Source organism: Alloalcanivorax profundimaris (assembly GCF_015265435.1).
Taxonomy (GTDB): Bacteria; Pseudomonadota; Gammaproteobacteria; order Pseudomonadales; family Alcanivoracaceae; genus Alloalcanivorax; species Alloalcanivorax profundimaris.
Genome location: NZ_JABJWH010000036.1, coordinates 231,375 through 254,255, shown reverse-complemented (window position 1 = coordinate 254,255; position 22,881 = coordinate 231,375). Strand labels below are relative to the sequence as shown.

Annotated in this window: 25 protein-coding genes; 15 read left to right on the top strand and 10 right to left on the bottom strand. The window is 68.5% G+C overall.

Going from position 1 to position 22,881, the window contains the following annotated elements; genetic code table 11:
* Positions 1–13: 13 nt before the first annotated feature.
* Complete coding sequence (locus HMJ39_RS15870; RefSeq protein WP_194298036.1) at positions 14–562, bottom strand: TMEM165/GDT1 family protein; 549 nt, start codon at positions 560–562, stop codon at positions 14–16.
* Between the two features lie 309 nt (positions 563–871).
* Here HMJ39_RS15870 and HMJ39_RS15865 point away from each other — a divergent pair, with 309 nt between their 5' ends.
* Both HMJ39_RS15865 and HMJ39_RS15860 read left to right on the top strand, forming a co-directional pair.
* Positions 872–1,468, top strand: coding sequence for a TetR/AcrR family transcriptional regulator (locus tag HMJ39_RS15865; RefSeq protein WP_256244433.1), 597 nt, complete (start codon positions 872–874; stop codon positions 1,466–1,468).
* A gap of 23 nt (positions 1,469–1,491) precedes the next feature.
* The gene (locus HMJ39_RS15860; RefSeq protein WP_161382801.1) at positions 1,492–1,698 is read left to right on the top strand and encodes a SlyX family protein; all 207 of its coding nucleotides are present in this window, start codon (positions 1,492–1,494) and stop codon (positions 1,696–1,698) included.
* A gap of 36 nt (positions 1,699–1,734) precedes the next feature.
* On the opposite strand, the gene phoR is transcribed toward HMJ39_RS15860, so the two are convergent.
* From phoR to HMJ39_RS15840, 4 genes are all read right to left on the bottom strand, one after another.
* Entirely contained in the window at positions 1,735–3,045 is a 1,311-nt protein-coding gene (gene phoR / locus HMJ39_RS15855) for a phosphate regulon sensor histidine kinase PhoR (protein ID WP_194298035.1), read from the bottom strand.
* Between the two features lie 36 nt (positions 3,046–3,081).
* Positions 3,082–3,786 (bottom strand): phosphate regulon transcriptional regulator PhoB, encoded by a 705-nt coding sequence (gene phoB, locus HMJ39_RS15850; protein WP_161382803.1) that lies wholly within the window; start codon positions 3,784–3,786, stop codon positions 3,082–3,084.
* Between the two features lie 88 nt (positions 3,787–3,874).
* Positions 3,875–4,762 carry a 4-hydroxybenzoate octaprenyltransferase gene (gene ubiA, locus HMJ39_RS15845; RefSeq protein WP_194298034.1) on the bottom strand — a complete coding sequence of 296 codons (888 nt, stop codon included), beginning with the start codon at positions 4,760–4,762 and terminating at the stop codon, positions 3,875–3,877.
* A gap of 3 nt (positions 4,763–4,765) precedes the next feature.
* The gene (locus tag HMJ39_RS15840; RefSeq protein ID WP_194298033.1) at positions 4,766–5,293 is read right to left on the bottom strand and encodes a chorismate--pyruvate lyase family protein; all 528 of its coding nucleotides are present in this window, start codon (positions 5,291–5,293) and stop codon (positions 4,766–4,768) included.
* A gap of 229 nt (positions 5,294–5,522) precedes the next feature.
* Here HMJ39_RS15840 and rd point away from each other — a divergent pair, with 229 nt between their 5' ends.
* From rd to HMJ39_RS15820, 4 genes are all read left to right on the top strand, one after another.
* Positions 5,523–5,687, top strand: coding sequence for a rubredoxin (rd, locus tag HMJ39_RS15835; RefSeq protein ID WP_138773523.1), 165 nt, complete (start codon positions 5,523–5,525; stop codon positions 5,685–5,687).
* 47 nt (positions 5,688–5,734) lie between these two features.
* Positions 5,735–6,886 (top strand): NAD(P)/FAD-dependent oxidoreductase, encoded by a 1,152-nt coding sequence (locus HMJ39_RS15830; RefSeq protein WP_194298032.1) that lies wholly within the window; start codon positions 5,735–5,737, stop codon positions 6,884–6,886.
* A 22-nt stretch (positions 6,887–6,908) separates the two neighbouring features.
* Complete coding sequence (locus HMJ39_RS15825) at positions 6,909–7,280, top strand: hypothetical protein (RefSeq protein ID WP_194298031.1); 372 nt, start codon at positions 6,909–6,911, stop codon at positions 7,278–7,280.
* An 80-nt stretch (positions 7,281–7,360) separates the two neighbouring features.
* Positions 7,361–7,963 carry a hypothetical protein gene (locus HMJ39_RS15820; RefSeq protein WP_194298030.1) on the top strand — a complete coding sequence of 201 codons (603 nt, stop codon included), beginning with the start codon at positions 7,361–7,363 and terminating at the stop codon, positions 7,961–7,963.
* An 87-nt stretch (positions 7,964–8,050) separates the two neighbouring features.
* Here HMJ39_RS15820 and HMJ39_RS15815 read toward each other — a convergent pair whose 3' ends face one another.
* The 3 genes from HMJ39_RS15815 to znuC are packed head-to-tail and all read right to left on the bottom strand — an operon-like array spanning position 8,051 to position 10,932.
* A complete protein-coding gene (locus HMJ39_RS15815) occupies positions 8,051–9,358 on the bottom strand; it encodes an MATE family efflux transporter (RefSeq protein ID WP_194298029.1) in 1,308 nt (435 codons plus the stop codon).
* A gap of 10 nt (positions 9,359–9,368) precedes the next feature.
* Positions 9,369–10,154 (bottom strand): zinc ABC transporter permease subunit ZnuB, encoded by a 786-nt coding sequence (znuB, locus tag HMJ39_RS15810; RefSeq protein ID WP_194298158.1) that lies wholly within the window; start codon positions 10,152–10,154, stop codon positions 9,369–9,371.
* Complete coding sequence (gene znuC / locus HMJ39_RS15805) at positions 10,147–10,932, bottom strand: zinc ABC transporter ATP-binding protein ZnuC (protein ID WP_194298028.1); 786 nt, start codon at positions 10,930–10,932, stop codon at positions 10,147–10,149. Before znuC ends, znuB begins: the two co-directional genes overlap by 8 nt.
* Positions 10,933–11,025: 93 nt before the next feature.
* Here znuC and HMJ39_RS15800 point away from each other — a divergent pair, with 93 nt between their 5' ends.
* Both HMJ39_RS15800 and HMJ39_RS15795 read left to right on the top strand, forming a co-directional pair.
* Complete coding sequence (locus tag HMJ39_RS15800) at positions 11,026–11,913, top strand: metal ABC transporter solute-binding protein, Zn/Mn family (protein ID WP_194298027.1); 888 nt, start codon at positions 11,026–11,028, stop codon at positions 11,911–11,913.
* A gap of 91 nt (positions 11,914–12,004) precedes the next feature.
* Positions 12,005–13,138, top strand: coding sequence for a cellulase-like family protein (locus tag HMJ39_RS15795; RefSeq protein WP_194298026.1), 1,134 nt, complete (start codon positions 12,005–12,007; stop codon positions 13,136–13,138).
* Between the two features lie 10 nt (positions 13,139–13,148).
* On the opposite strand, the gene HMJ39_RS15790 is transcribed toward HMJ39_RS15795, so the two are convergent.
* Entirely contained in the window at positions 13,149–14,072 is a 924-nt protein-coding gene (locus HMJ39_RS15790) for a homoserine kinase (protein WP_194298025.1), read from the bottom strand.
* Between the two features lie 106 nt (positions 14,073–14,178).
* Between HMJ39_RS15790 and HMJ39_RS15785 the strand changes: the two genes are divergently transcribed.
* The 7 genes from HMJ39_RS15785 to HMJ39_RS15755 all read left to right on the top strand — a co-directional run bounded on the left by HMJ39_RS15785 (position 14,179) and on the right by HMJ39_RS15755 (position 20,403).
* The gene (locus HMJ39_RS15785; RefSeq protein ID WP_194298024.1) at positions 14,179–15,225 is read left to right on the top strand and encodes an alpha/beta hydrolase; all 1,047 of its coding nucleotides are present in this window, start codon (positions 14,179–14,181) and stop codon (positions 15,223–15,225) included.
* A 149-nt stretch (positions 15,226–15,374) separates the two neighbouring features.
* Entirely contained in the window at positions 15,375–18,140 is a 2,766-nt protein-coding gene (gene polA, locus HMJ39_RS15780; RefSeq protein ID WP_194298023.1) for a DNA polymerase I, read from the top strand.
* Between the two features lie 2 nt (positions 18,141–18,142).
* On the top strand, positions 18,143–18,646 hold the full coding sequence (locus HMJ39_RS15775; protein ID WP_194298022.1) for a hypothetical protein: 504 nt from the start codon (positions 18,143–18,145) through the stop codon (positions 18,644–18,646).
* Between the two features lie 16 nt (positions 18,647–18,662).
* The gene (gene tmpT / locus HMJ39_RS15770) at positions 18,663–19,328 is read left to right on the top strand and encodes a thiopurine S-methyltransferase (RefSeq protein WP_194298021.1); all 666 of its coding nucleotides are present in this window, start codon (positions 18,663–18,665) and stop codon (positions 19,326–19,328) included.
* A gap of 60 nt (positions 19,329–19,388) precedes the next feature.
* Positions 19,389–19,637, top strand: a complete 249-nt coding sequence (locus tag HMJ39_RS15765; RefSeq protein WP_194298020.1) for a DUF4160 domain-containing protein — start codon at positions 19,389–19,391, stop codon at positions 19,635–19,637.
* The gene (locus tag HMJ39_RS15760; RefSeq protein WP_194298019.1) at positions 19,615–19,875 is read left to right on the top strand and encodes a DUF2442 domain-containing protein; all 261 of its coding nucleotides are present in this window, start codon (positions 19,615–19,617) and stop codon (positions 19,873–19,875) included. The genes HMJ39_RS15765 and HMJ39_RS15760 overlap by 23 nt, the downstream gene beginning before the upstream one ends.
* A gap of 138 nt (positions 19,876–20,013) precedes the next feature.
* On the top strand, positions 20,014–20,403 hold the full coding sequence (locus HMJ39_RS15755) for a DUF3775 domain-containing protein (protein ID WP_194298018.1): 390 nt from the start codon (positions 20,014–20,016) through the stop codon (positions 20,401–20,403).
* Here the strand turns inward: HMJ39_RS15755 and HMJ39_RS15750 are convergent.
* Entirely contained in the window at positions 20,400–22,748 is a 2,349-nt protein-coding gene (locus HMJ39_RS15750) for a helicase-related protein (protein ID WP_194298157.1), read from the bottom strand. The genes HMJ39_RS15755 and HMJ39_RS15750 overlap by 4 nt on opposite strands.
* Between the last annotated feature and the right edge of the window lie 133 nt (positions 22,749–22,881).

Genomic DNA, 22,881 nt, shown 5'->3' with positions numbered 1-22,881 from the left:
TTCCCCTCTTGATTCAAAGCAGCGCCCAGGCGCCGAAGGCGATGAACAGGGCGGCGCTGATCCGGTGCGCCCAGATTTCGAAGCGCTCGCTGGCGAGGCGGTGAGCCACCCAGATCACCGGCAGGTTGGCGGCGATCATACCCGTGGTGGTGCCGAGAAGCACCGGCCAGAATTCCTGGAAGCGCACCGCCAGGGCCACCGTGGCCACCTGGGTCTTGTCGCCGATCTCGGCGATGAAGAACAGCACCAGGCTGGTCAGAAAGGGCCCGAACCGGTACCGGTCGCCGATCTCCTCGTCCTTGTCCGGAATCAGCATCCACAGGCCCAGGGCGATGAAGCTCAGGCCCAGGATCCAGGTTAGCCAGTCGGCGGGAATGGCGTCCGCCAGCCAGTCGCCGAACCAGACGCTGAGGCCGTGGTTGATCAGGGTGGCGACGACCACGCCGGCGAGAATCGGCCAGGGCTTGCGATAGCGCACCACCAGGGCCAGTGACAGCAACTGGGTCTTGTCACCGATTTCGCCCAGGGCGACCAGCAGGGTGGAAGAGAGAAAAGCGTCCAACGGGGTTCCTTAGGGGGCGGGATCGATCAGCAACCGGAGACATCGCCCGTCGATCCCGCCCCCGCGGAATACGGACAATGCCTCAGGTCTCGTCGATACCACCGGCGCCATGCTTGGCGCGGCGGGACACGGCCGCCATGCGCATTGAGGCGCAAAGATGTTGACGACCGTCCAGGGCGGGGTGGCCCGGCGACTACTCCCCCAAGACGGCGCCAACCTTAGCGGGGCGGGTCGGGGAAGGCAAGTCCGGCTGCGCCGGCGCGGCTTCATGTGTAGGCTGTGAACACCGCGAGTCGGAGGATGAAAAGCGTGTCCACATACCACCACGGCAACCTGCGCCCGGCGCTGGTGGAAGAGGGGCTGGCGTTGCTGGCGGAAAAGGGCGGCGATGGCTTCAGCCTGCGTGAACTGGCGCGCCGGGTGGGCGTCACGGCCAACGCCAGTTACCGGCACTTCGCCAACAAGGATGCCTTGCTGCTGGCCCTGGCGGCGGAGGGGTTCCGGCGCCTGCGCGCCGCCCAGGAGGCCGCCGAGGCGGCCGCGGACGGACCCGGGCGACAGCTGGTGGCCGGCGGGCTCAGCTATCTGCGTTTCGCCCACGCCAATCCCGCGCTGTTCCGGCTGATGTTCAGCGGCGCCGCCGCTGCCCGCCGCAGCGGCGACAACGATGACCCGGAGCTCACCGAGGCCTCCGCCGCCGCCTTCGAGACCCTGCGCCAGGCGGTGGCGCGCACCGGCCTGGCCGGGGACGACGACGGCCACCACGCGGCGCTGCGTGCCTGGGCCATGGTGCACGGCTTCAGCCATTTGCTGCTCGACGGCCAGCTCGACCACCTGGGCGGCGACCCCCTGGCCGAAGCGGAAGCCGCGCTTACCGACGCCATTCGCGCCGCCGGCCCGGTATAATGCCGCCCCCGGAGGAGAGCCCCATGAGCGAAAACCGTTTTCTTGATATCGAAACCAAGCTGGCCTACCAGGAGGACCTGGTGGCCAGCCTCAATCGCATCGTCAGTGACCAGCAGCGCAAGCTGGACGAGATGGAAGCCGCCTACCGCAAGCTGATCGACCGGGTGGTGGAGCAAGGCGAGGAGCTGGCGGCCCTGCGCATCCAGGACGCGCCGCCGCCGCATTACTGACGCCCCGCCCAGCCGTTCCTACGGCGGTGGTCGGCGTCAGGGGTTCGTCACGGCGGGTTTGCCCGCCACCCGGGCCGGCGGAAAGTGGCAGGTGAAGGTGCTGCCCTTGCCCAGGGCGCTCTGGATTTCCAGCTTGCCGTCGTGGCGCAGCATCACGTGCTTGACGATGGCCAGCCCCAGGCCGGTGCCGCCGGTCTGGGTGACGCGGCTGTTGTCCGGCCGGTAGAAGCGTTCGGTAAGCCGGGGAATGTGCTGCGGATCGATGCCGGGGCCATCGTCGCTCACCGACAGGTGGCCGCCCTGGTCGTCCTGGCGCCACTCGATGTGAATGTGCCCCTGCGCCGGCGTGTATTTCACCGCGTTGGTGATCAGGTTGCCGAAGGCGCTTTCCAGTTCCGCCGGGTTGGCCACCAGGCGCGCGTCCTCGGGCACCGCCAGGGTGATCTCGTGATCCTTTTCCCGCGCCAGGGCCAGGGCGTTCTCGCGCATGCGGTGCAGCATGCCGTGCACCGCCACGGTCTGCCCGGTGTTGTCGGCCTTGGTGTTCTCCAGCCGTGACAGCAGCAGGAGGTCGTTGACCAGGGCCTCCATGCGGTGGCTCTGGGTGTCCATGTGGTGCAGGGCGCGGCGCAGCCGGGTTTGCTCCTCGGGCACCGTGTCCAGCAGCGTTTCCAGGTAGCCCTTGAGCACGGTGAGCGGCGTCTTCAGTTCGTGGCTGACGTTGGCGACGAAATCCTTGCGCATCTCTTCCAGGTGATGGAGCCGGGTCATGTCCCGGGCCAGGATCAGCTGGTCGCCCTCGCCGAACTCGGTGATGCGGAACTGCAGGATGCGGTTGTCATCCACCGGCGCCGGAATCTCCAGCGGCTCGTTGAAACGCCCCTTGGCCAGGTAATGGGTAAAGCGCGGATGGCGGATCAGGTTGGTGAGCGGTTGGCCCAGGTCCTTGTCCGGCCGCAGGCCCAGGTGCTTCTGGGCGGCGTGGTTCCAGTATTCCAGATGGCCGTGCTGGTCGATCATCACCACCACGTCCTCCAGGGCGTTCACCGATTCCTGGGCGCGCTGGATGATGCCCTGCAGGTTGTCCTGGGCGCGCCGCTCCTGGCGGAACAGGTGCTCCAGGCGGGTGTAGAACTCGCCCCACAGGCCGCCGGCGTCCGGCGGATCGGTGTGTTCCTCGCGCACCAGCCAGGTGTACAGGGCGAACAGCTGGCGGGTGCTCCAGATGATGTAGAGCCCCAGCCCGGCGATCAACGGCCAGATGGTTCGCCACAGCAGACACAGCAGCAGGGAGGCCGCCACCAGGATCAGGATGCGGTTGACTTCCTTGGCCAGACTGGCCCTCATTCCCGAGGGATGCTTCATGCAATGAACCCTAAACCATCAGGAGGCCTGGCTGGTCTTCACCGAGAACCGGTACCCCGTGCCCCGCACCGTTTGAATGAAACCGTCGAACCCGTGCGGCGCCAGGGCCTTGCGCAGCCGGCGGATGTGCACGTCGATGGTGCGGTCCTCCACGTACACGTTGGCGCCCCACACCTGATCCAGCAACTGGGTGCGTGAATAGGCGCGCTCCTGGTGGCTCATGAAGAACTCCAGCAGACGGTACTCGGTGGGGCCCATGTCCACCGGATTGCCGTTGGCGCTGATGCGGTGGCTCACCGGGTCCAGGCACAGCCCCTCCACGTCGATGGCCTTCTCCGCGGCGGCCACCGAGGAGCGCCGCAGCACCGCCTTGATGCGGGCGATCAGCTCGCGGGTGGAGAACGGCTTGGTGATGTAGTCGTCGGCGCCCACGTCCAGGCCCTGGATCTTGTTGTCTTCCTCGCTCTTGGCCGTGAGCATGATGATCGGGACCTCGGTGGTGGCGTCCTCGCGTTTGAGGCGGCGCGCCAGCTCGATGCCGCTCACCGACGGCAGCATCCAGTCCAGCAGCACCAGATCCGGGCGCTCATCGACAATGCACTCGTGGGCGCGCTGGGCGTTCTCGGCCTCGAGCACGTCGAAATCGGCCAGTTCGAGGGCCACGGCCACCATCTCGCGGATGGCCGGTTCATCGTCAACGATCAGAATGCGGTTTCGGGACATGGCTGCAATCTCTGGTTTTTCGCCGTTTTTGAATTGTCCCCTATTACATTGCCTTTTTATGACATCCCGATGACAAATTTGCACCCTTTCAGACACCACCGGCAATCAAATACTGCAGGTACAGCCCAACGAACACGCAGCCTCCAGTCCAATGGTTGCTGAGGAACGCGTGGAAACAGGGCCACCGCTCCCGGTAACGGATGCGCCATTGTTGATGAACGAAGCCCGCCGCCATGCCCGCCAGCCCCAGGTACCAGGGCCAGGCGAAACCGAGCCGCTGCCCCACCAGCCACAGGGCCACCAGGGTGAGCCCCTGCAGCACGCCGATGATCAGCTTGTCCAGGTCGCCGAACAGGATGGCGGTGCTCTTGATGCCGATTTTGAGGTCGTCTTCCCGGTCGCACATGGCGTACTCGGTGTCGTAGGCCACGGTCCACAGCAGGTTGGTGATGAACAGCAGCCAGGCGATTTCCGGCACGGCGCCGGTTTCCGCGGCGAACGCCATCGGCACCGCCCAACTGAAGGCGGCGCCCAGGAACAGCTGGGGCAGGTAGGTGAAGCGCTTGGTGAACGGGTAGAGCAGGGCCAGCCCCAGGCCGCCGAAGGACAGCAGCAGGGTGAAGCGGTTGAGGAACAGCACCAGCACCAAGGCCACCAGCCCGAGGCCGGCGAACAGCGCCAGGGCCTGCTTCGAGGACAGCGCCCCGGTGGCCAGGGGGCGGCCCTCGGTGCGCGCCACATGGCCGTCGAAGTCCCGGTCCGCGTAGTCGTTGATCACGCAGCCGGCGGCGCGCATCACGTACACGCCGAGCACGAAGATGATGATGTGCTTGAGGCTGGGGGTGCCCTCGCCGGCGATCCACAGCGCCCACAGGGTGGGCCACATCAGCAGCATGCTGCCGATCGGCTTCTCCAGGCGCATCAGCTGGATCCAGGGCCACAGGGCCGGGTAGCGGTGTTCCACGAAAGCGAGCATAGGTCAGCGGTCCGGTTCGAGCAGCAAATCCCAGAGCGCGGGCAGGAAATGCTCGGCCACCAACAGCGGCCGGCCGCGCTTCACGAACCGGGATTGTCGCCCCCAACACGGCCCCTGGCCAGAGGGGCTGAGGCCGAAGCGCACCCACACCTGGTCGCGTCGGGCCGCCGGGCGACGGTACAGCTCGCTGCCCAGGGAGCGGCTGCCCATGTGCGCCAGGCCGCGGTTGGCGCCGGCCAGGGTGGTCAGCGGCAAGACGCTGCGAGCTTCCACCACGGGGCGCTCGTGCACCAATAAGGTGACTTCGCGGATCAATGCCCGCTGTCGGCCCATCTGGCCGAGCTGGTGCTGCTCTTCGAAGTCCGGCGCGCCGACCACCCGCCGCGACGGCGCCACCCGGAAAGGACCCAGGCCGCGCAGCCGGGCGGTGAGCGAGCCGGGGTCCGCCAGCCAGTCGCGGATCAGCGGCGGCAGCACAAGGCGTTCCTGGGCGCGCCAGTGGGCATCGGCGTGCAAGGCGGTATCGGGCATGATTCTGGCTCGGTCGCGATGGGCGCGGGGACTATGGCCCAGGATGACCGTTCAATCAAGCGTCGGCACGAACCCTGCTTACCGCTACCGCGGCGGGCCGCGATGGCTCGCGGGCAAAGTTACCATTACTGACTGTCATTGATTTTTCCAACGCCCGTGGCTACGTTAGCGGGCCCCCTGGAACGGCCCGTTTACTCGGGCCCGGATTCCGACGAAACGAGGTTTTAGCATGAAAAAATGGGAATGCGTGGTGTGCGGCTTCATCTACGATGAAGAAGAAGGTCTGCCCGAGGAAGGCATCGAACCCGGTACCAAGTGGGAAGACGTCCCCGAGGACTGGGTGTGCCCGGACTGCGGCGTGGGCAAGGAAGATTTCGAGATGATCGAGATCTGAGCCGCCATCCCTTCCAGTTCCTCCCTTTCGCCGATCAAGGACCCGCCATGAATCCCATCGTCGTCATCGGATCCGGCCTCGCCGGTTTCAACACGGTCAAGGAATTCCGCAAGCTGGACAAGGAGACCCCGGTGGTGGTGCTCACCGCCGACGACGGGCGCAACTACTCCAAGCCCATGCTCTCCACCGGCTTCACCAAGGAAAAGACCGCCGACGAGCTGGCCATGGCCACGCCGGAACAGGTGGCCGAGCAGTTCAACGTCACCGTGCGCACCGGCGTCCACGTGGCCGGCATCGACACCGACAAGCAGCGGGTGCTGCTGCCCGACGACCACCTGGACTACAGCGCCCTGGTGCTGGCGCTGGGCGCCGACACCTGGACCCCGCCCCTGGAAGGCGACGCCGTGGGCGAGGTGTTCTCGGTGAACGACCTGATGGACTACGGCCGCTTCCGCCAGGCCCTGGACGGCAAGAAGAGCGTCACCATTCTGGGCGGTGGCCTGATCGGCTGCGAATTCGCCAACGACCTGTCCAACGGCGGCTTCCAGGTAAGCCTGGTGGAGCCGCTCGGCCGCTGCCTGCCCATGCTGCTGCCCGAGGCCGCCTCCGCCGCCGTGGGCCGGGGCCTGGAAAGCCTGGGCGTGGAATTCCACTTCGGCCCCCTGGCCAAGGCGGTGCATCGCGACCGGAACGGCGAGGGCCTGGTCACCGAGTTGTCCGACGGCACCCATCTGAAGTCCGACGTGGTGCTGTCCGCCATCGGCCTGCGCCCGCGCATCGACATCGCCAAGGAAGCCGGCCTGCGCACCAACCGTGGCATCCTCACCGACCAGCAACTGCGCGCCAGCGCCGACAACGTCTACGCCCTGGGCGATTGCGCCGAGGTGGAAGGCCATGTGCTGCCCTATGTGCTGCCGCTGATGGCCAGCGCCCGGGCCCTGGCCAAGACCCTGGCCGGCGAGGCCACCCCGGTGAGCTACGGCGTCATGCCGGTGACCATCAAGACGCCGGCCTGCCCGGTGGTGGTGTGCCCGCCGCCGGAGGAGCTGGACGGTGACTGGGAGGTGGAGGAAGACGGCAACAGCGTGCGCGCCCTGTTCCGCGACCGGGACGGCGCCCTGCGCGGCTATGCCCTTACCGGCGAGGTGGTCAAGGAAAAGCTCAAACTCAACAAGGAACTGCCGGCGCTGATGCCGTGAACGGCGACCGCCTGGAGAGTCGATGAAATTCCGTCTGATCCTGCTGCTGCTGGGCTGGCGGCTGGCCTGGCTGGCCCGCCGTCACGCCGGCTTCCGCCAGCAACTCGAACACCGTGACGTGGTCATGCAATGGCGCACTTTCGACGGTCGGGCCGCCCGCTGGTATCACTTCCAGCCCGGCCGGGTGGACCGCGGCGGTGGCTTGCACCCGGCCCCGTCGGTGACGCTCAACTTCAAGGACGCGGACTATGCTTTCCGCACCCTCAAGGCCTCCGGCAAGAACCAGATGGCCTTCATGGAAGGCATGCAGGCCGGCGACATCAAGGTGGAAGGCGATCCCGGCCACCTGATGTGGTTCATGACCCTGATGAAGTTCATCGTCGGCAAGGCCTGAATAACGAAGGCTTGATCCAGGCCGGTTGCGTCGCCCGGCGGGACGATTAGGATGGGGGCATCGAACTCAAAGGAACCCCCATGATTGCTTTGCGACGTACTTTTCTGGTCCTGCTCACCCTGGCCCTGGGCGCCTGCGCCACCCCCACCGAGGTGAGGTCCGGCTGGAACCCGCCGGCCGGTGAGCGCCCGCACTTTGAAAGCCTGTTCGTGATCGCGCTGGTCAACGACGATCAGGGGCGCGTGGCCGTGGAGGACGCCCTGGGTGATGCCCTTCGTGACCGCACCCGCCAGGTATACCTGGCCCACCGGCGCCTGGACGCCGCCGCCGACGGCGACGATCTGCGCCAGCGGGTGGAGAAGGCCGTGGACCGCACCGGCGCCGACGGCGTCCTGGTGGTGTCCTTCCTCAAGGCGGAGGTGCGCGCCGACTATGTGCCGCCGCGCCTGCAGGGCTTTGGCCCGTCCCTGGGCGCCGGCTACGACACCGTCTATGCCCCGGGCTACTACGTGGAAAACCGCGATTACTACCTGCAGAGCTCCCTCTATCAGGTGGGCCGCGACAGCCCGGTGTGGCAGGCCCAGTCCCGGGTGATCAACCCCACCAGCCTGCATAACGCCGTGCGTGGCTACGCCGGCGATCTCGCCAAGCGCCTCGACGAGGACGGCGCCCTGGCCCGTTAAACCCTGACCCATCGCGGCTGAAGCCGCTCCTACCGCGCACCCCGTAGGAGCGGCTTCAGCCGCGATCCGGCCGTGCGGATTTCCGCCTCAGCCGCGATCACGCCGCCGCCAGACCAGCGCCATCAGCACCCCCCGACTGGCCATCCAGGCATTCATGGCCAGCCACAGCCCGTGATTCCCCCAGCCGGTGGTAAGCCACCAGACCGGAAAGAACAGCGCCGTGGCCACCATCATGGTGTTGCGCATGGCCCGGGCCCGGGTGGCGCCCACGAACACCCCGTCCAGCCAGAAGCCGGCGCTGGCGGTGACCGGCAGCAGCAGCATCCAGGGCAGGTAGGTGGTGGCGGTCTCGCGCACCGCCGGCAGGTCCGTGAGCAGGTGGATCAGCGGCGCCCCGCCCAGGGCGAACACCGCCAGAGCCAGGCCGGCGACCAGCACGGTCCAGCGCCCGGTGGCCTTCACCGCGGCGTCCAGGGCCCGCCGGTCGCCGCGCCCGGTGGCGTCGCCCACCAGCGCTTCGGCGGCGTTGGCGAAGCCGTCCAGGGTGTTGCTGAGCAGCAGCAGGAAGGTGATCAGCACCGCGTTGGCCGCCAGGATGGTGTCCCCCAGCCGCGCCCCCTGGGCGGTGAAAAAGAAAAACACGCTGAGCAGCGCCAGGCTGCGCAGGAAGATATCCCGGTTCACCGCCAGCAGGCGCAGCATCGGCGCCAGCCGCCGCAGGGCGCCGGCGGGCAGGGTCCGCCAGGCATCGCCGAAGATCTCCCGGCGCAACCAGAACAGCCCGCCGGCCAGGCCCAGGTATTCGGACAGGGCGCTGGCGGTGGCCACGCCGCGCACGTCGAAATGCCACACCTGCACCAGCAGGAAATCCAGCAGGGCGTTGCTGGAATGCATCACCACCGTCATCTTCAGCGGCACGCTGGTGCGGTGCAGGCCGATGGCGAAACCGATCAACGCGAAATTGCCCAGCGCCGCCGGCGCCCCCAGGATGCGGATGCCGATGTAGTCCCGGGCCAGATCCTGGACCTCCGCGCTGCCGCCCAGCAGCCACAGTCCCAACTCCCGCAGCACCGGCTGCAGCACGATCAGCAGGCCACCCAGCACGGTGGACAGCAGCAGCGCCCGCAGCAGCACCACCAGGGCCGCCTCGCCGGCGCCGCGCGCCTGGGAGGTGAAGCCGGTGGTCCCCATGCGCAGGAAGTTGAACGAGAAATACAGGAACATGAAGAAGTTGGCGCCCAGTGCCACCGCCGCCAGGTACACCGGTGAATCCAGGTGGCCAACCACGGCGGTGTCCACCAGCCCCAGCAACGGCGCGGTGATGTTGGACAGCAACAACGGCCAGGCCAGCGCCCAGATGCGACGATCGAGACCGGGTTCGGAGGGCGTGCTCATGACGGCCTGATCAGGACGAGGGTTTGCGCAGCAGGGTGAGGCCGAACAGCACCGCCGCGGCCACCACGATGGACGGGCCCACCGGCGTGTCCGCGTGCCAGCTCAGCGTCAAACCCAGGGTCACCGCTACCAGGCCGATCAGGCTGGCGAAGCAGGCCATTTGCTCCGGGGTGCGAGCCAGCCGCCGGGCGCCGGCGGCGGGCATCACCAGCAGGGAGGTGATCAGCAGCACGCCCACGGTGCGGATGGCGCCGGTGATCAGCAGCGCCAGCAGCAGCATCAGCAGCAGGCGGGTGGCCGGCACCGCCACGCCTTCCACCCGGGCCAGGTCCTCGTTGACGGTGATGCTCAGCAGGGAGCGCCAGCGCCAGGCCAGCAAGGCGAGGATCGTCGCCGCCCCGGCCCACAGGATCAGCACGTCCCGCCAGGACACCGCCAGCAGATCGCCGAACAGGTAGGCGAACAGGTCCACCTGGACGCTGTCCTGCAGGCTCAGGGCGATGATGCCCAAAGCCAGGGTGATGTGGGCGACGATGCCCAGCAGCGTGTCGTCGGCGATCTGTCGCTGGCGCTGCAGGCCCACCAGGGCCACCGCCACCACCAGGCAGGCGGCGATCACCGCCAGGTAGAGATTGATCTGCAAGGCCAGGGCCAGGGCGGCGCCGAGCAGGGCGCTGTTGGCCATGGTGTCGCCGAAGAACGCCATCCGCCGCCACACCACGAAGGCGCCCATGGGGCCGGCCACCAGGGCCACGGCCAGGCCGGCCAGCAGCGCCGGGGCGAGCAATTCAATCATGGGAATGCCCTCCGTGGTGGTGCGCGCCATGATCGTGCTCGTTGCCATGCACGTCGCCGCTGAGATCGTGGTCGTGGTCATGGTGGTGGGTGTACAGGGCCAGGTTGGTCATGCCGGCGGTGCCGAACAGACGCTGGTAGGCCGGGTCCCGGCTCACCGCCTCCGGCGTGCCCGAGCAGCACACATGGTGGTGCAGGCAGACCACCTGGTCGGTGCGCGCCATCACCAGGTGCAGGTCGTGGGAAATCAGCAGGATGCCGCAGCCGGTCTCGTCGCGGACCTGGCCGAGCAGGCCATAGAGCGCGTCCTGGCCGGCCACGTCCACGCCCTGGGCGGGCTCGTCCAGCACCAGCAGGTCCGGCTTGCGCAGCAGCGCCCGGGCCAGCAGCACGCGCTGCATCTCGCCGCCGGACAGCTGGCGCACGGCGCGCCGCCGCAGGTGCGCCACGCCGGTGCGCTGCAGAGCGTCGCGGCGGGCCCGGGTGCGGCCCGGCGCCGCCAGCCACAGGAAGCGGTCCACGGTGAGCGGCAGGCTCTCGTCCACGCGCAGATGTTGGGGCATGTAACCCAGGGTCAGCCCGGGCCGGCGCGTCACCCGGCCACGGTCGGGCCGGGCCAGGCCCAGCACCAGCCGCGCCAGGGTGCTCTTGCCGGCGCCGTTGGGGCCGATCAGGGTGGTGATCCGCCCCGGCGCCAGGGTCAGCGACACGTTTTCCAGCACCGTCTGGCCGCCCAGGGTGAGGGCGGCGTCTTCCACGGTGACCAGTGGTTGGGTCATAACAACGAAGTTCCGGCCAGGCCAAAGAGGTAATGATATACTATTTCATTCGTCAAACGCCCGCCGGTGGCGGCCGGCATTCTGGATGTGTTCATGCGTTACCCGATTCTCGCCCTGCTGCTGATTCTCAGCGCCCCCCTGTCCGCCCGCACCCTGGTGGCCAGCGTCGAGCCCCTGGCCATGGCCCTGCGCGATCTGTACGGCGACAGCGCCAAGGTGGAAACCCTGCTGACCCCCAACCAAAGCCCCCACAACCCGATGCTCTCGCCGCGCCAGATGCTGCGGCTGCGCCAGGCGGACCTGGTGGTCTGGCTGGGCGCCGAAGCGGAGCCGGCGGTGGCGGACCTGATGGCGCGCCGTGACGGTCCCGCCGTGGCGATGCTGTCGCTGCCCGACGTGACCCGCCGGCAGGGCGGCCACGACCACGGCAATGATGACCACGGCCATGACCACGACCACCATGACCACCATGACCACCATGACCACCAGGGCCGGTTGGACCCGCACCTGTGGCTGGACCCGGCCAATGTGGCGGCGCTGGCCCGGGGGCTCGCCGAGCGCGACGCCGGCGGTCTCCCGGAAGGGCAGCCGGCGGCGTTCCTGGCGGCCCTGGAGCGCGCCACCGACGCCGCGCGGGCGCGTCTGGCACCGCTCTCGGAGCGGCCCTGGCTGAGCTTCCATAATCCCTGGGGCTATTTCCAGCAGCGCTTGGGGCTGCGCGAACCGGTCACCGTCAGCGAGCAGCTCGGCGCCGGCCCCGGTAGCCGCCGGTTCGTGGCCCTGGCGGAACGGGTGGAGCGCGAGTCGGTGCGTTGCGCCGTCGCCGAGCCGGAAGCCCAGCGCGCGCTGCTGGCCCGGCTGTGCCCGGACTGCCGGCGGGTGGGCCTGGACCCGCTCGGCCGCGACCATCCCGGCGGTGGCTACGGCGCCTGGCTGGACCAGGTCATCGCCGCCGGTTTCCAGCGCTGTCTGGCGCCCTGAACCGGGCCGCCGCGCCCTTCGGCCAACCCCGCCCATTGAGCCGGCGGCCGAAACCGTTATCCTGAACCGTTTCTCGGGTTGAGGTGAGTACATGGGGCAGCGGCAGGGAGAGACCGGACGTCTCGCCATCACGTGCTGGGATTACGCCTGGCCCCTGGGCCCGGCGTACGGCGCGGTGCCCGGCGCCGTGGAAGCGCGCCTGGACGAAGCCGTGGCACGGGGCTTCAACGCCGTGCGGCTGGACCCCTACCCCCATCTGCTGGCCACCCCGGCCAACAGCGTGCACCTGGACCACTGCGAGATCCTGGCCGAGCCGGACCGGCGCCGCGGCCTGTCCGGCGGCGCCGTCACCGTGCCCATCCGCAAGGCCTTCCAGCGCCTGCTGAACGCCGCCGCCGAGCGCGATCTCAAACTGTGGTTGAGCGGCTTCTTCCTGCCCGACAGCCGTGCTCGGCGCTCCTTCGTGCGCCGCCCTGGCGACTTCGTCGACGTCTGGGTGGAAACCCTGGAGCTGATTCGCCGCTGGGGCCATCTGGACACCGTGGTGGCGGTGGACTTTTGCCACCACTTTCCCTTCCCGCCCTGGAGCCACGGCCCGATCCGCCGTTTGTTCGGGCAATCCGCCCACCGGCCCCTGCCGGCGCGCTGGAGCCGGGAGCAGGAAGCGGAGGTGGAACGTTACCTGCTGGAAGTGCCCCGCGCCCTGCGTGCCCATTTCCCGGACATCCACTTCGGGCTCAGCGCCGCCGCCGCCGACAGCGAGCACCTGCGCCAGCTGGACACCAGCGAGCTGGATTTTCTGGATCTGGGGCTGTGGCTGGACGACGACCCGCGCTTCCGCCTGGCCACCGGCGCCGATCTGCCGGTGCCCGGCGTGCTCGGCCGGCGCCTGACCGGGCCGCTGCGCGGCGCCCTGCTGGACGCCACCGGCGACCACTGGCGCGACCGCCTCCGGGAGCAGCTCAACCGGCGGCTGGCGTTCGCCCGGGTGCGGCGGCTGCAGCCGGTGCTGGGTGAAGGCTGGCTGACCCCGGTCGGTACCCCGGGGCGCCTGTCCCGGCGCTGGGCCCGTTTCACCGAAACCGTGGTGGGCCAGGCGGTGGCCGACGGCGTCGGCGCGCTCACGCCCACCAGCCTGGCCGCGCCGCACAACGACTGGCTGTGGCGCGAGGCGGACTGGCTCGCCCACCTCAACCATCTGATTCTCACCGGCCCGGGCCGCTAGCGGCCCGGTTCTACAGTTCGCCGAGCGCGTCGAAGCGATAGCCGAAGATGCGGGCGAACTCCGCCGGGTCCTTGCTGCCCTGGCCCTGGGCGTCGCCGGACACCGGCCCGATCAAGCGCGACAGCCAGAAACGCAGGGCCGCCACCGCCATGGCCAGGTTCAGCACCGCCGTGTCCCAGTCGCCGCCGGCGTCCCGATAACCGGCCAGCAGCGCCGCCTCCCGGCGCGGCACCGGGCGGCCCTCGGCGGCCACCGCCCAGTCGTTCAGCGCCACCGCCAGGTCGTACTCCGGGCGCTCCAGGCAGGCATTGTAGAAATCCAGTACCCCGGTGAGGCGCCCCTGGCGGTCGAACAGGGCGTTGTCGCGGAACAGATCGGCGTGGATCAAGGTGTCGTCCGGCTCGATGTCCTCCCAATGGGCCAGCACCTGCTCCGCGTGGCGTCGGTCGCCGTCGCTCAGCCGGCACAGGTGGCGGGCGAAATCCGCCAGCCGCTCGCGTTCGTCGGGCAGTGCCCGGGCCGGCTCGGCGGGCTGGCGGTGCAGATCGGCGAGCAGGGCGCCCACCTGGCGGCAGTGCTCCGCCTCCGGCTGGAAACAGTGCGCCCCGGGCAGGCGCGGCACCAGCACCGCCGGCTTGTCCGCCACCCGGCGCAGTACCGCGCCGGCGCGGTCCGTCAGGGGCGCGGGCACCGGCAGGCCGCCTTCCGACAGGGCGGTGAGCAGATCCAGATAGGGCATCAGGGTGTCCGCGTCGAAGCGTTCGAACACGGTGAGCACCACCGGCCGGGCGCGGTCCAGGCCGTCCCGGGCATCAATCAGCCAGGTGCTGTTCTCGATGCCGTGGCGGGCCGCCTCGGCGGTTTCCAGGCGCAAATCATAGGCGGCCAGCAGCGACGCCAGCTCGCCCTTGTCGAGACGGGTATAAACGGACATCAATCCATCCTGGAGAGAAAAAAGGCCGGGGATGACCGGGCCCAGTACCTCCGGCGATGGTATAACCCCGGACATCCCGTGAACAGGCCCGTTTTCAAGGAGCATCATGTCCCTGCAAGAGAAGATCGAACGCACCTCGGTGCGCGCAATGATGGCCCTGCCCGCCGCCGTCGCCGGCCGTCTCGCCGGCCTGGTGGAGCAGGTCGACCGGTCCACCCTGGATCCGCGCCTGCGTCTGCTGCTGGCCCTCGGCGACGGCCGCAAGGGCTTCCATGAACTGCCGCTGCCCAAGGGGCGTGCCCTGTACGGCCAGTTGATCCGCATGCTGGACGTGCCCGAGGAAGCGGTGGCCGAGGTGCGCGACATCCAGGTGCCGGTGGAGGGCGACGCCATCCTGGTGCGCCTGTACCGGCCCAAGGACCGGGTGGGCCCGGCGCCGGCGGACGGTCTGCCGGCGATCCTGTTCTGCCACGGCGGCGGCTTCACCATCGGCAGCGCCCGCGAATACGACCGCCTGTGCCGCCACATCGCCAACGCCACCGGCGCCGTGGTGCTCAACGTGGATTATCGCCTGGCCCCGGAACACCCGGCGCCCACCGCCGCCGCCGACGCCGTGGGCGCCTGGCGCTGGCTCACCGAGCAGGCCCGGGACCTGGGCATCGACCCGGAACGGATGGCGGTGATGGGCGACAGCGCCGGCGGCTGCCTGAGCCTGGTGATCGCCCAGCAGGCGGCGCTCGCCGGCCTGCCGCTGCCCAAGCTGGTGGTGGCGGTTTACCCCAAGGCCGACGGCGCCACCGACATGCCCTCCGCCGCGCAGCTGGGCGGCGGCCAGGGCGGTCTGGACAAGGACATGATCCAGTGGTTTCACGGCCACTACATCCAGGACGAAAGCCTGCTGGCGGATTACCGCGTCTCGCCGCTGCGCAACCCGGACCTGGCCGGCCAGCCCGCCACCCTGATGATCACCGCCACGGACCCCCTGCGCGACGAGGGCCTGGCCTACGGCGATCGTCTCAAGCAGGCCGGCGTGTCCGTGCTCAACCTGGACTATCCGGAGCTGGTGCACGGCTTCATCACCATGGGCGGCGCCCTGCCGGCGGCGCGCAAGGCGGTGGCCGAGATCCTGGCCCACGCCCGCGAACGACTGTAGGAGCGGCTTCAGCCGCGATTGGCCCGGCAATCTTCCCAGGGCCGAATCGCGGCTGAAGCCGCTCCTACGATATCCGCACCCCGACCCTGACCCGGGGCCTTGGCGGCGCTACACTGTGGCTTTCCGAATTTGCCCGACCAAGGACCCCCATGGCCGACCCCAAACCGATCATTCTCGTCGACGGTTCTTCCTACCTGTACCGCGCCTTCCACGCCCTGCCGCCGCTGACCACCTCCGACGGCCGGCCCACCGGCGCGGTGCGCGGGGTGGCGGCCATGCTGCGCAAGCTGATCAAGGACTATGACCCGGACTACATGGCGGTGGTGTTCGACGCCAAGGGCAAGACCTTCCGCGACGAGCTGTTCGAGCAGTACAAGGCCAACCGGCCGCCGATGCCCGACGAGCTGCGCGAGCAGGTACGGCCGCTGCACGACCTGATCCGCGCCATGGGCCTGCCGCTGATCATCGAGGAAGGCGTGGAAGCGGACGACGTGATCGGCACCTTCGCCCGCCAGTTCAGCGCCGAGCAAAAAGCGGTGCTGATCTCCACCGGCGACAAGGACATGGCCCAGCTGGTCAACGACCACGTCACCCTGATCAACACCATGAACGACGCCCTCTACGACATCGAGGGCGTGAAGAAGAAGTTCGGCATCGGCCCGGAGCTGATCATCGACTTCCTGGCGCTGATGGGCGACAAGGTGGACAACATCCCCGGCGTGCCCGGCGTCGGCGAGAAAACCGCCCTGGCCCTGCTCACCGGCCTGGGCTCGCTGCAAAACATCTACGACAACCTGGACAAGGTGGCGGAGCTGGAATTTCGCGGCGCCAAGAGCATGGGCAAGAAGCTCGAGGAACACCGCGAGCAGGCGTTTCTGTCCTATGAGCTGGCCACCATCAAGGTGGACTGCGAGCTCCACGAAGGGCTGGACGAGCTCAAGCTGCAAAGCCCGGACAGCGAGCAGCTGGCCCGTTATTACCGGGACCTGGAATTCAAGGGCTGGCTGTCCGAACTGCTGGAAGGCCAGGACCCGGCCGCCGGCGGTGAAGCCGCCGAAGTGGCCCTGGAGGAGGAAGCCGGCATCGACCGGAGCGGCTATGAGACCGTGCTCACCGAGGACGCCCTGGACGCCTGGCTGGACAAGCTCAAGCAGGCGGAGCTGTTCGCCTTCGACACCGAAACCACCAGCCTGAACTACATGGACGCCGCCCTGGTGGGCGTCAGCGTGGCCACCGCCGCCGGCGAGGCGGCCTACATTCCGTTCGGCCATGACTACGCCGGCGCGCCCGAACAGCTCGACGAAAAAACCGTGCTCGAAAAGCTCAAGCCGTTGCTGGAAGACGATGGCCTCAAGAAAGTCGGCCAGAACCTCAAGTACGATATGAGCGTGCTGGCCAACGCCGGCATCACCCTGCGCGGCGTGCAATTCGACACCATGCTGGAATCCTATGTGCTGGATTCCGTGGCCACCCGCCACGACATGGATTCTCTGGCCCTGAAATACCTGGGCCACAAGACCGTGGGGTTCGAGGAAATCGCCGGCAAGGGCGCCAAGCAGCTCACCTTCAACCAGGTGGGCCTGGAGGAAGCCGGCGAGTATGCCGCCGAGGACGCCGACGTCACCCTGCGTCTGCACCAGACCCTGTGGCCGCGCCTGGAAGAGATCGACGGCCTGAAAAGCGTGTTCGAGGACATCGAGATGCCGCTGCTGCCGGTGCTCAGCCGCATCGAACGCAACGGCACCTATGTGGACGCCGACATGCTGCGCAAACAAAGCCAGTCCCTGGCCAAGCGCATGATGGCACTGCAGGAACAGGCCTACGAAGTCGCCGGCCAGGAATTCAACCTGGGCTCGCCCAAGCAGCTCGGTGAAATCCTCTACGAAAAACTGGAAATCCCGGTGATCAAGAAGACGCCCAAGGGCGCCCCTTCCACCGCCGAGGCGGTGCTCCAGGAGCTGGCCATGGACGGCCACAAGCTGCCCGAAGTGATCATGCAGTACCGCGGCGTTTCCAAACTCAAGAACACCTACACCGACAAACTGCCGGAACTGATCAACCGCCGCACCGGCCGCGTGCACACCTCCTACCACCAGGCGGTGGCGGCCACCGGCCGGCTCTCCTCCAGTGACCCCAACCTGCAGAACATTCCGGTGCGCAGCGAGGAAGGCCGCAAGATCCGGCTGGCGTTCTCGGCTCCCCCGTCCGATAAAAACGGGCCGCGTAAAATCGTCGCCTGCGACTACTCACAGATCGAACTGCGCATCATGGCCCACCTGTCCGGCGACAAGGGCCTGCTCGACGCCTTCGAACACAACCTGGACATTCACCGCGCCACCGCCGCCGAAGTCTGGGGCAAGACCCTCGACGACGTCAGCGACAATGAGCGGCGCAACGCCAAGGCCATCAACTTCGGCCTGATCTACGGCATGAGCGCCTTCGGCCTGGCCCGCCAGCTCGGCATCCCGCGCGGCGAAGCCCAGGAATACATCGACCGCTACTTCGAAAAATACCCCGGCGTGAAACGCTACATGGAAAACACCCGCGCCGACGCCGCTGAGAATGGTTACGTGGAAACCCTGTTCGGCCGCCGCCTCTACCTGCCGGAAATCAACAGCCGCAACGGCCAGCGCCGCCAGGCCGCCGAGCGCACCGCCATCAACGCGCCCATGCAAGGCTCCGCCGCCGACATCATCAAACGCGCCATGGTCCAGGTGGACAGCTGGCTCACCGACAGCGACTTCGACGCCCTGATGATCATGCAGGTGCACGATGAGCTGGTGTTCGAGGTGGCGGAAAGCCAGGTGGACGCCCTGGTCAAGGAAGTGAAGCAACGCATGGAAGCCGCCGCCGACCTCAAGGTGCCGCTGATCGTCGACGCCGGCATCGGCGATAACTGGGAAGAGGCGCACTGACCATGGCCCTGCAATCCGGCGCGCCCTCCGCGCGCACCCTGAACCTGCTCTGGTTCGTGACCCTGTCCGCGCCTTTGTTGATTGGCGGGGCGCTGTGGTACCTGGTGCGGTTCGCCGACTATCAGTCCGCCGGCGAACTGGTGCCCCAGGAGATGCTCTGGCAGCTGGCCCTGGGCGCCATGGCGCTGAGCCTGCTGGTGGCCCGGCCGCTGCGCAATTTCATCATGAGCCCGGAGGCGGTGGCCCGCCGACCGCTCACCGGCCGCAAGGCGGACACCGCCCCCTCCGCCGTGGCCGCCGCCAAGGTGCACACCAGCATGTTCGTGTTGCTGGGCATGCTGGACGCGGTGGCGTTCATCATCGTGGCGTTCAGTTTTCTTCACGCCGACGCCACGCTCGCCCTGCTCAATGGCGTCTATGCCCTGGTGCTGGCGGTGATCGCCAAACCGGATTTCGTCACCCTGACCCGCGACACCGAACGGGCCCTGCGCCAAGGGACCCCCTGACTCACCTGGAGACCCCATGGAATCAGCGTTCTGGAAAGAGAAATGGCACAAGCAGGAACTGGGCTTTCACCTGCCGTTCGTGAACCCGGTGCTCAAGCGCAACCTGCCGGCCTTTGACCTGGCGGCGGGGGCCCGGGTGTTCGTGCCGTTGTGCGGCAAGACCCTGGACATGGGCTGGCTGCTGGCCCAGGGCCACCCGGTGGTGGGCGCCGAGCTCAGCGAGCTGGCGGTGCGGCAGCTGTTCGAGGAACTGGGCGTGACGCCGGAAGTGGACGACTGGGCCGGCGGCCAGCGCTGGCGCCACGGTGAGCTCACCGTGTTCCAGGGCGACCTGTTCCAGCTCACCGCCGAGCACCTGGGCCCGGTGGATCTGGTCTACGACCGCGCCGCCCTGGTGGCCCTGCCCGAGGCCATGCGTGCTCGCTATGCGCCGCATTTGCGCACCCTCACCGACGCGGCGCCGCAACTGCTGATCGCCTTCGAATACGACCCGGCGGAAATGGACGGCCCGCCGTTCCCGGTGTTCGCCGAGGAAGTGCGCCGTCTCTACCAGGACCACTACACCTTGCGGGAGCTGTCCCGCCAGGACGTCATCGAGAACCAGGACCGCTTCAAGGAAGCCGGGGTCACCTCTTTCGTGCAGGTGGCCTGGAAGCTGAATCCGCTAGTGGTCACATCTTGAATTCGGTCAAAGGGCGAATCAGATTGGAAGGCGAACAGATGGAACCGGATGGAAGCGCCCATGCCAACAGTATTTCGCTACAAGGGAATTCGTTTTTTCTTTTATTCCAACGAGGGAAATCCAAGGGAGCGGGTCCACATACACGCTGAAAGCGGTGAGGGCGAAGCGAAGGTGTGGCTGTATCCCGAGGTAAGTATCGCTAAAAGTGCGGGTTACAATAGAAAGCAATTGTCCGAACTGGTAGAAGTGGTGAACAGTCATTTTGAAGAAATCGAGAGGGCTTGGCATGAGCACTTCGGTCGGGGCTAAAGCGGTAACTTTCGACGCGGACACCATGTGGGTCGAACTGAGCGATGGTCGCAGTCTGGGAGTGCCCTTGGCGTGGTTTCCGCGACTGCTGAGGGCGGAGCCCGTTGAGCGTGAGCGCTATCGCATCAGCTACACCGGGGAAGGTATTCACTGGGAAGCGCTGGATGAGGACATTTCCGTGGCCGGTCTTCTCGCCGGGCGCGGTGATGTCAGCGAGGCCCATGATGACGTCGCCTGAAACCATCCCTTATCTCCTCCCGTCACTTTATTGAGACGCTCTTTTACGTCCATCACCTTGTGATCCCGGTTCGGGATGGCACCCTTTTCCCATGATGTGGACGCCGGCCCCCGGGCCGGCCCGGAAAAGGAGAGAGCCATGCTGAATGTGAGCGGCGAGACGGTGTGCCGGCTGGTGGAGCTGGCCCAGGCGTTTCAGTCCCAGGAGGCGATCACCCTGCCCAACGACGGCAGCAATCCCATTGACGAGCCCGGCGACGCGCCGGCCCCGGCGGTGGGGGTGGACGATCCGTCCCGGGCGGAGTTCCGCACCATCGTGGCGGATCTGGAGCCGGATCAGCAGACCGAGGTGGTGGCGCTGATGTGGCTGGGCCGGGGCGATTTCCAGGAGGACGATTGGCAGGGCGCGTTGCGCCTGGCCCGGGACGAGTGGACGCCGGAGACGGCGGATTATCTGCTTGGCCATCCGCTGTTGTCCGAATACCTGGTGGAGGGGCTGGCCGCGTTCGGCTTGTCCTGCGACCTCTAAACCACGTCCACCACCCGGCTGGCCTTGCGGTAACGCACCCGCCAGCCGGACCAGGCGGGCAGCTCCCAGCGGCGCGGGGCGGCCTTGCGGCTGCCACCCCGGTATTCCAGCTCCACCCGCCGCTGGGCAATCTGGTAATGCACCCGCATTTTCAGGTCGCTGAGCGTCACCAGGCGCGGGTATTTCTCGTCGAAACGTTGCCGTTCCCAGTCCGGGATGCCCGGGAAGCGCAGGTCCCGCGGTTCCAGCAGGGCGCGGTCGTCCAGGTTTTCCACTCCCAGTTCCCCCAGACGCCGTGCCAGCCAGGGCGCCGCCTCCGGGGCGTCCCCCTGATCGTGGCCCAGGGCCAGATACAGCCGCCAGGCGTCCAGGTCGTTCACCAGCCGTTCGCCGGCCGGGGCCAGGCAATCGCCGTCCAGGATCAGGCGGGCGAGCACCTGGCGGGCGGCGGCGCCCTCCGGGCGGGCGGTGTCGGTGTGGACGCACCGGCCGGCGTAGTACCAGTGGCGGGTCACCACCGGCTCGTCGCCGTGCCACTCCACGCCGCCGGTTTCCGGCTGCGCCAGGCCCTGCTCCACCAGAGCCTGAACGGGTACCGGCGCCAGGCAGGTGGCCAGGGTCAGGGTTTGGCGGGTGCCCTTGCCGGGCAGGCTGTGACTGTCCAGCACCAGGGCCGCCTCCGCCTCCTCCGGGAAGCGGGAATCCTCGCCCACGCGGACTTCCTCGCCGCCGTTGCCCATGGCGTCCCGGCGGCGTTCTTTTTCCCGGCGCAGAAACGCCGCCCGGGGGTTGGCGGCCAGGGCGGCGGCCAAAATCGCCGGAACGTCCTCGTCCAGGCTGGCCGGCAGGCCGGGCAGCTTGAGCAGGGCGCGCATTTGGGTGGCCAGCTGGCGCGCTTCGTCCCGGGCCGCCCGGTTCGGTTTGAGGCTCTCCGGCGGCGTCTGGCGCACCGCCCGCACCAGGGTGGTGGCGTCGCAGGGGCGCGGCTCCCAGTCCGCCAGGGCGCGGCGGCCGTCCTCGTCCCGGGGCAGGGTGAGCGGCCGCCGGCGGGCGCTCAGGGCGGCGGCCAGGTCCACCATGAAGCCCCGGGCCGGGGCGTCCGGCATGGCCACGATCAGGTGCGCGAAGAAGGTGTCCACCGGCAGGTCGAACAGGGCCTGGCCGCGCTCGGTGGCCCGACCATCGGCGTCCAGGGCGCCCAGGCCGTTAAGCTGCCGCTCGGCCCGTTCCAGGGTGTGCGCTGGCAGCGGGTCGGGGAAATCCAGCGCCGCCGCGCGCCGGCCGGCGCAGGCCGCCGCCAGCACCAGCTCGCCCAGTTCTTCGCGTTGGATCTCCGGCGGCGTGCGCGCCTCCAGGGGCGCGTTCTCGCCCCACAGCCGGATCACCCGGCCCGGCGCGGTGCGGCCCGCCCGCCCCCGGCGCTGGTCGGCGCTGGCCTGGGAAATCGGCGTCAACGACAGCACGGTACGGCCGTTGCGCTGGTGGGTGCGGCGCTCCAGGCCGCCGTCCACCACCAGGGTGACGCCGGGAATGGTGAGGGAGGTTTCCGCCACATTGGTGGCCAGGATCACCCGCCGCCGGGGCCCCGGGGTGAGGGCGCGCCGTTGCGCCTCGCCGGTGACGCCGGCGTGCAGGGGCAGCACCTCCGCGTCCAGCCCGCCGAGGGCGGCGGCGGCCTGCTGGATCTCCCGGCGGCCGGGCAGGAACACCAGCGCGTCGCCGTCGTCCTCCGCCAGGCCGGCGCGCACCGCTTCGCGCACCCGGGGCGCCAGGTCCCGGCCGTCGGGCATGCGGCGGTCGTTGTCGGCGTGGTAGCGGGCGCTGACCGGGTAGCCGCGGCCCTCGGAGTGCAAGGCTCGCGCGTCCAGGTAGTGGGCCAGGCGCGGCCCGTCCAGGGTGGCGGAGGTGACCACCAGCCGGTGGCCGCCGTCCTGCTTCAGCAGGGCGAGCAGCAGGTCCGTGTCCCAGCGCCGTTCGTGGAATTCGTCCAGCATCACCGTGGTGAAGCGCTTCAGTCGCCCTTCCCGGTACCAGCGCAGGGCGATGCCCGGCGTGACGAACACCAGCCGCGTCTGGTCCGTGCAGGCCGGGTCGAAGCGCACCGCGTAGCCCACTTCGTCGCCCGGGGCCTGGCCGCGCTGGCCGGCCAGGAAGCCCGCCAGGGCGGTGCAGGCCACGCGCCGGGGTTCCACCACCAGCACCGGCCCGCGCGCCAGGGCCCACACCGGCAGGCGGGTGGACTTGCCGGAGCCGGTGGCGGCGGACACCACCACCGGGCCCTGGTCCAGGGCGTCGAGGAAGGGCTCCTTGAGCGGGTCGATGGGCAGGGCGTCGGCGTGGTTCATGGGCTCCAGGGGGCGATCCGTCATGCGCGGCAATGGTAACGGGCGCCGCCGGCGCCGGCCAACGGGGGGGCTGTTGAACGCCCGGTGACACATCCTGTTAATGAACAGTGTTCAGCAGAAAGCGTTTTCTCCT

Excerpts from the sequence above, each read along its gene's own strand:
- HMJ39_RS15765 (WP_194298020.1), top strand. The coding sequence starts at position 19,389 with ATGCCAACAGTATTTCGCTACAAGGGAATTCGTTTTTTCTTTTATTCC.
- HMJ39_RS15790 (WP_194298025.1), bottom strand. The coding sequence starts at position 14,072 with ATGTCCGTTTATACCCGTCTCGACAAGGGCGAGCTGGCGTCGCTGCTG.
- znuB (WP_194298158.1), bottom strand. The coding sequence starts at position 10,154 with ATGATTGAATTGCTCGCCCCGGCGCTGCTGGCCGGCCTGGCCGTGGCC.
- rd (WP_138773523.1), top strand. The coding sequence starts at position 5,523 with ATGAAAAAATGGGAATGCGTGGTGTGCGGCTTCATCTACGATGAAGAA.
- HMJ39_RS15840 (WP_194298033.1), bottom strand. The coding sequence starts at position 5,293 with ATGCCCGATACCGCCTTGCACGCCGATGCCCACTGGCGCGCCCAGGAA.
- HMJ39_RS15860 (WP_161382801.1), top strand. The coding sequence starts at position 1,492 with ATGAGCGAAAACCGTTTTCTTGATATCGAAACCAAGCTGGCCTACCAG.
- znuC (WP_194298028.1), bottom strand. The coding sequence starts at position 10,932 with ATGACCCAACCACTGGTCACCGTGGAAGACGCCGCCCTCACCCTGGGC.
- HMJ39_RS15825 (WP_194298031.1), top strand. The coding sequence starts at position 6,909 with ATGAAATTCCGTCTGATCCTGCTGCTGCTGGGCTGGCGGCTGGCCTGG.
- HMJ39_RS15755 (WP_194298018.1), top strand. The coding sequence starts at position 20,014 with ATGCTGAATGTGAGCGGCGAGACGGTGTGCCGGCTGGTGGAGCTGGCC.
- HMJ39_RS15830 (WP_194298032.1), top strand. The coding sequence starts at position 5,735 with ATGAATCCCATCGTCGTCATCGGATCCGGCCTCGCCGGTTTCAACACG.
- HMJ39_RS15800 (WP_194298027.1), top strand. The coding sequence starts at position 11,026 with ATGCGTTACCCGATTCTCGCCCTGCTGCTGATTCTCAGCGCCCCCCTG.
- HMJ39_RS15775 (WP_194298022.1), top strand. The coding sequence starts at position 18,143 with ATGGCCCTGCAATCCGGCGCGCCCTCCGCGCGCACCCTGAACCTGCTC.
- HMJ39_RS15760 (WP_194298019.1), top strand. The coding sequence starts at position 19,615 with ATGAGCACTTCGGTCGGGGCTAAAGCGGTAACTTTCGACGCGGACACC.
- HMJ39_RS15785 (WP_194298024.1), top strand. The coding sequence starts at position 14,179 with ATGTCCCTGCAAGAGAAGATCGAACGCACCTCGGTGCGCGCAATGATG.
- polA (WP_194298023.1), top strand. The coding sequence starts at position 15,375 with ATGGCCGACCCCAAACCGATCATTCTCGTCGACGGTTCTTCCTACCTG.
- phoB (WP_161382803.1), bottom strand. The coding sequence starts at position 3,786 with ATGTCCCGAAACCGCATTCTGATCGTTGACGATGAACCGGCCATCCGC.
- tmpT (WP_194298021.1), top strand. The coding sequence starts at position 18,663 with ATGGAATCAGCGTTCTGGAAAGAGAAATGGCACAAGCAGGAACTGGGC.
- ubiA (WP_194298034.1), bottom strand. The coding sequence starts at position 4,762 with ATGCTCGCTTTCGTGGAACACCGCTACCCGGCCCTGTGGCCCTGGATC.
- HMJ39_RS15795 (WP_194298026.1), top strand. The coding sequence starts at position 12,005 with ATGGGGCAGCGGCAGGGAGAGACCGGACGTCTCGCCATCACGTGCTGG.
- HMJ39_RS15750 (WP_194298157.1), bottom strand. The coding sequence starts at position 22,748 with ATGAACCACGCCGACGCCCTGCCCATCGACCCGCTCAAGGAGCCCTTC.
- phoR (WP_194298035.1), bottom strand. The coding sequence starts at position 3,045 with ATGAGGGCCAGTCTGGCCAAGGAAGTCAACCGCATCCTGATCCTGGTG.
- HMJ39_RS15820 (WP_194298030.1), top strand. The coding sequence starts at position 7,361 with ATGATTGCTTTGCGACGTACTTTTCTGGTCCTGCTCACCCTGGCCCTG.
- HMJ39_RS15815 (WP_194298029.1), bottom strand. The coding sequence starts at position 9,358 with ATGAGCACGCCCTCCGAACCCGGTCTCGATCGTCGCATCTGGGCGCTG.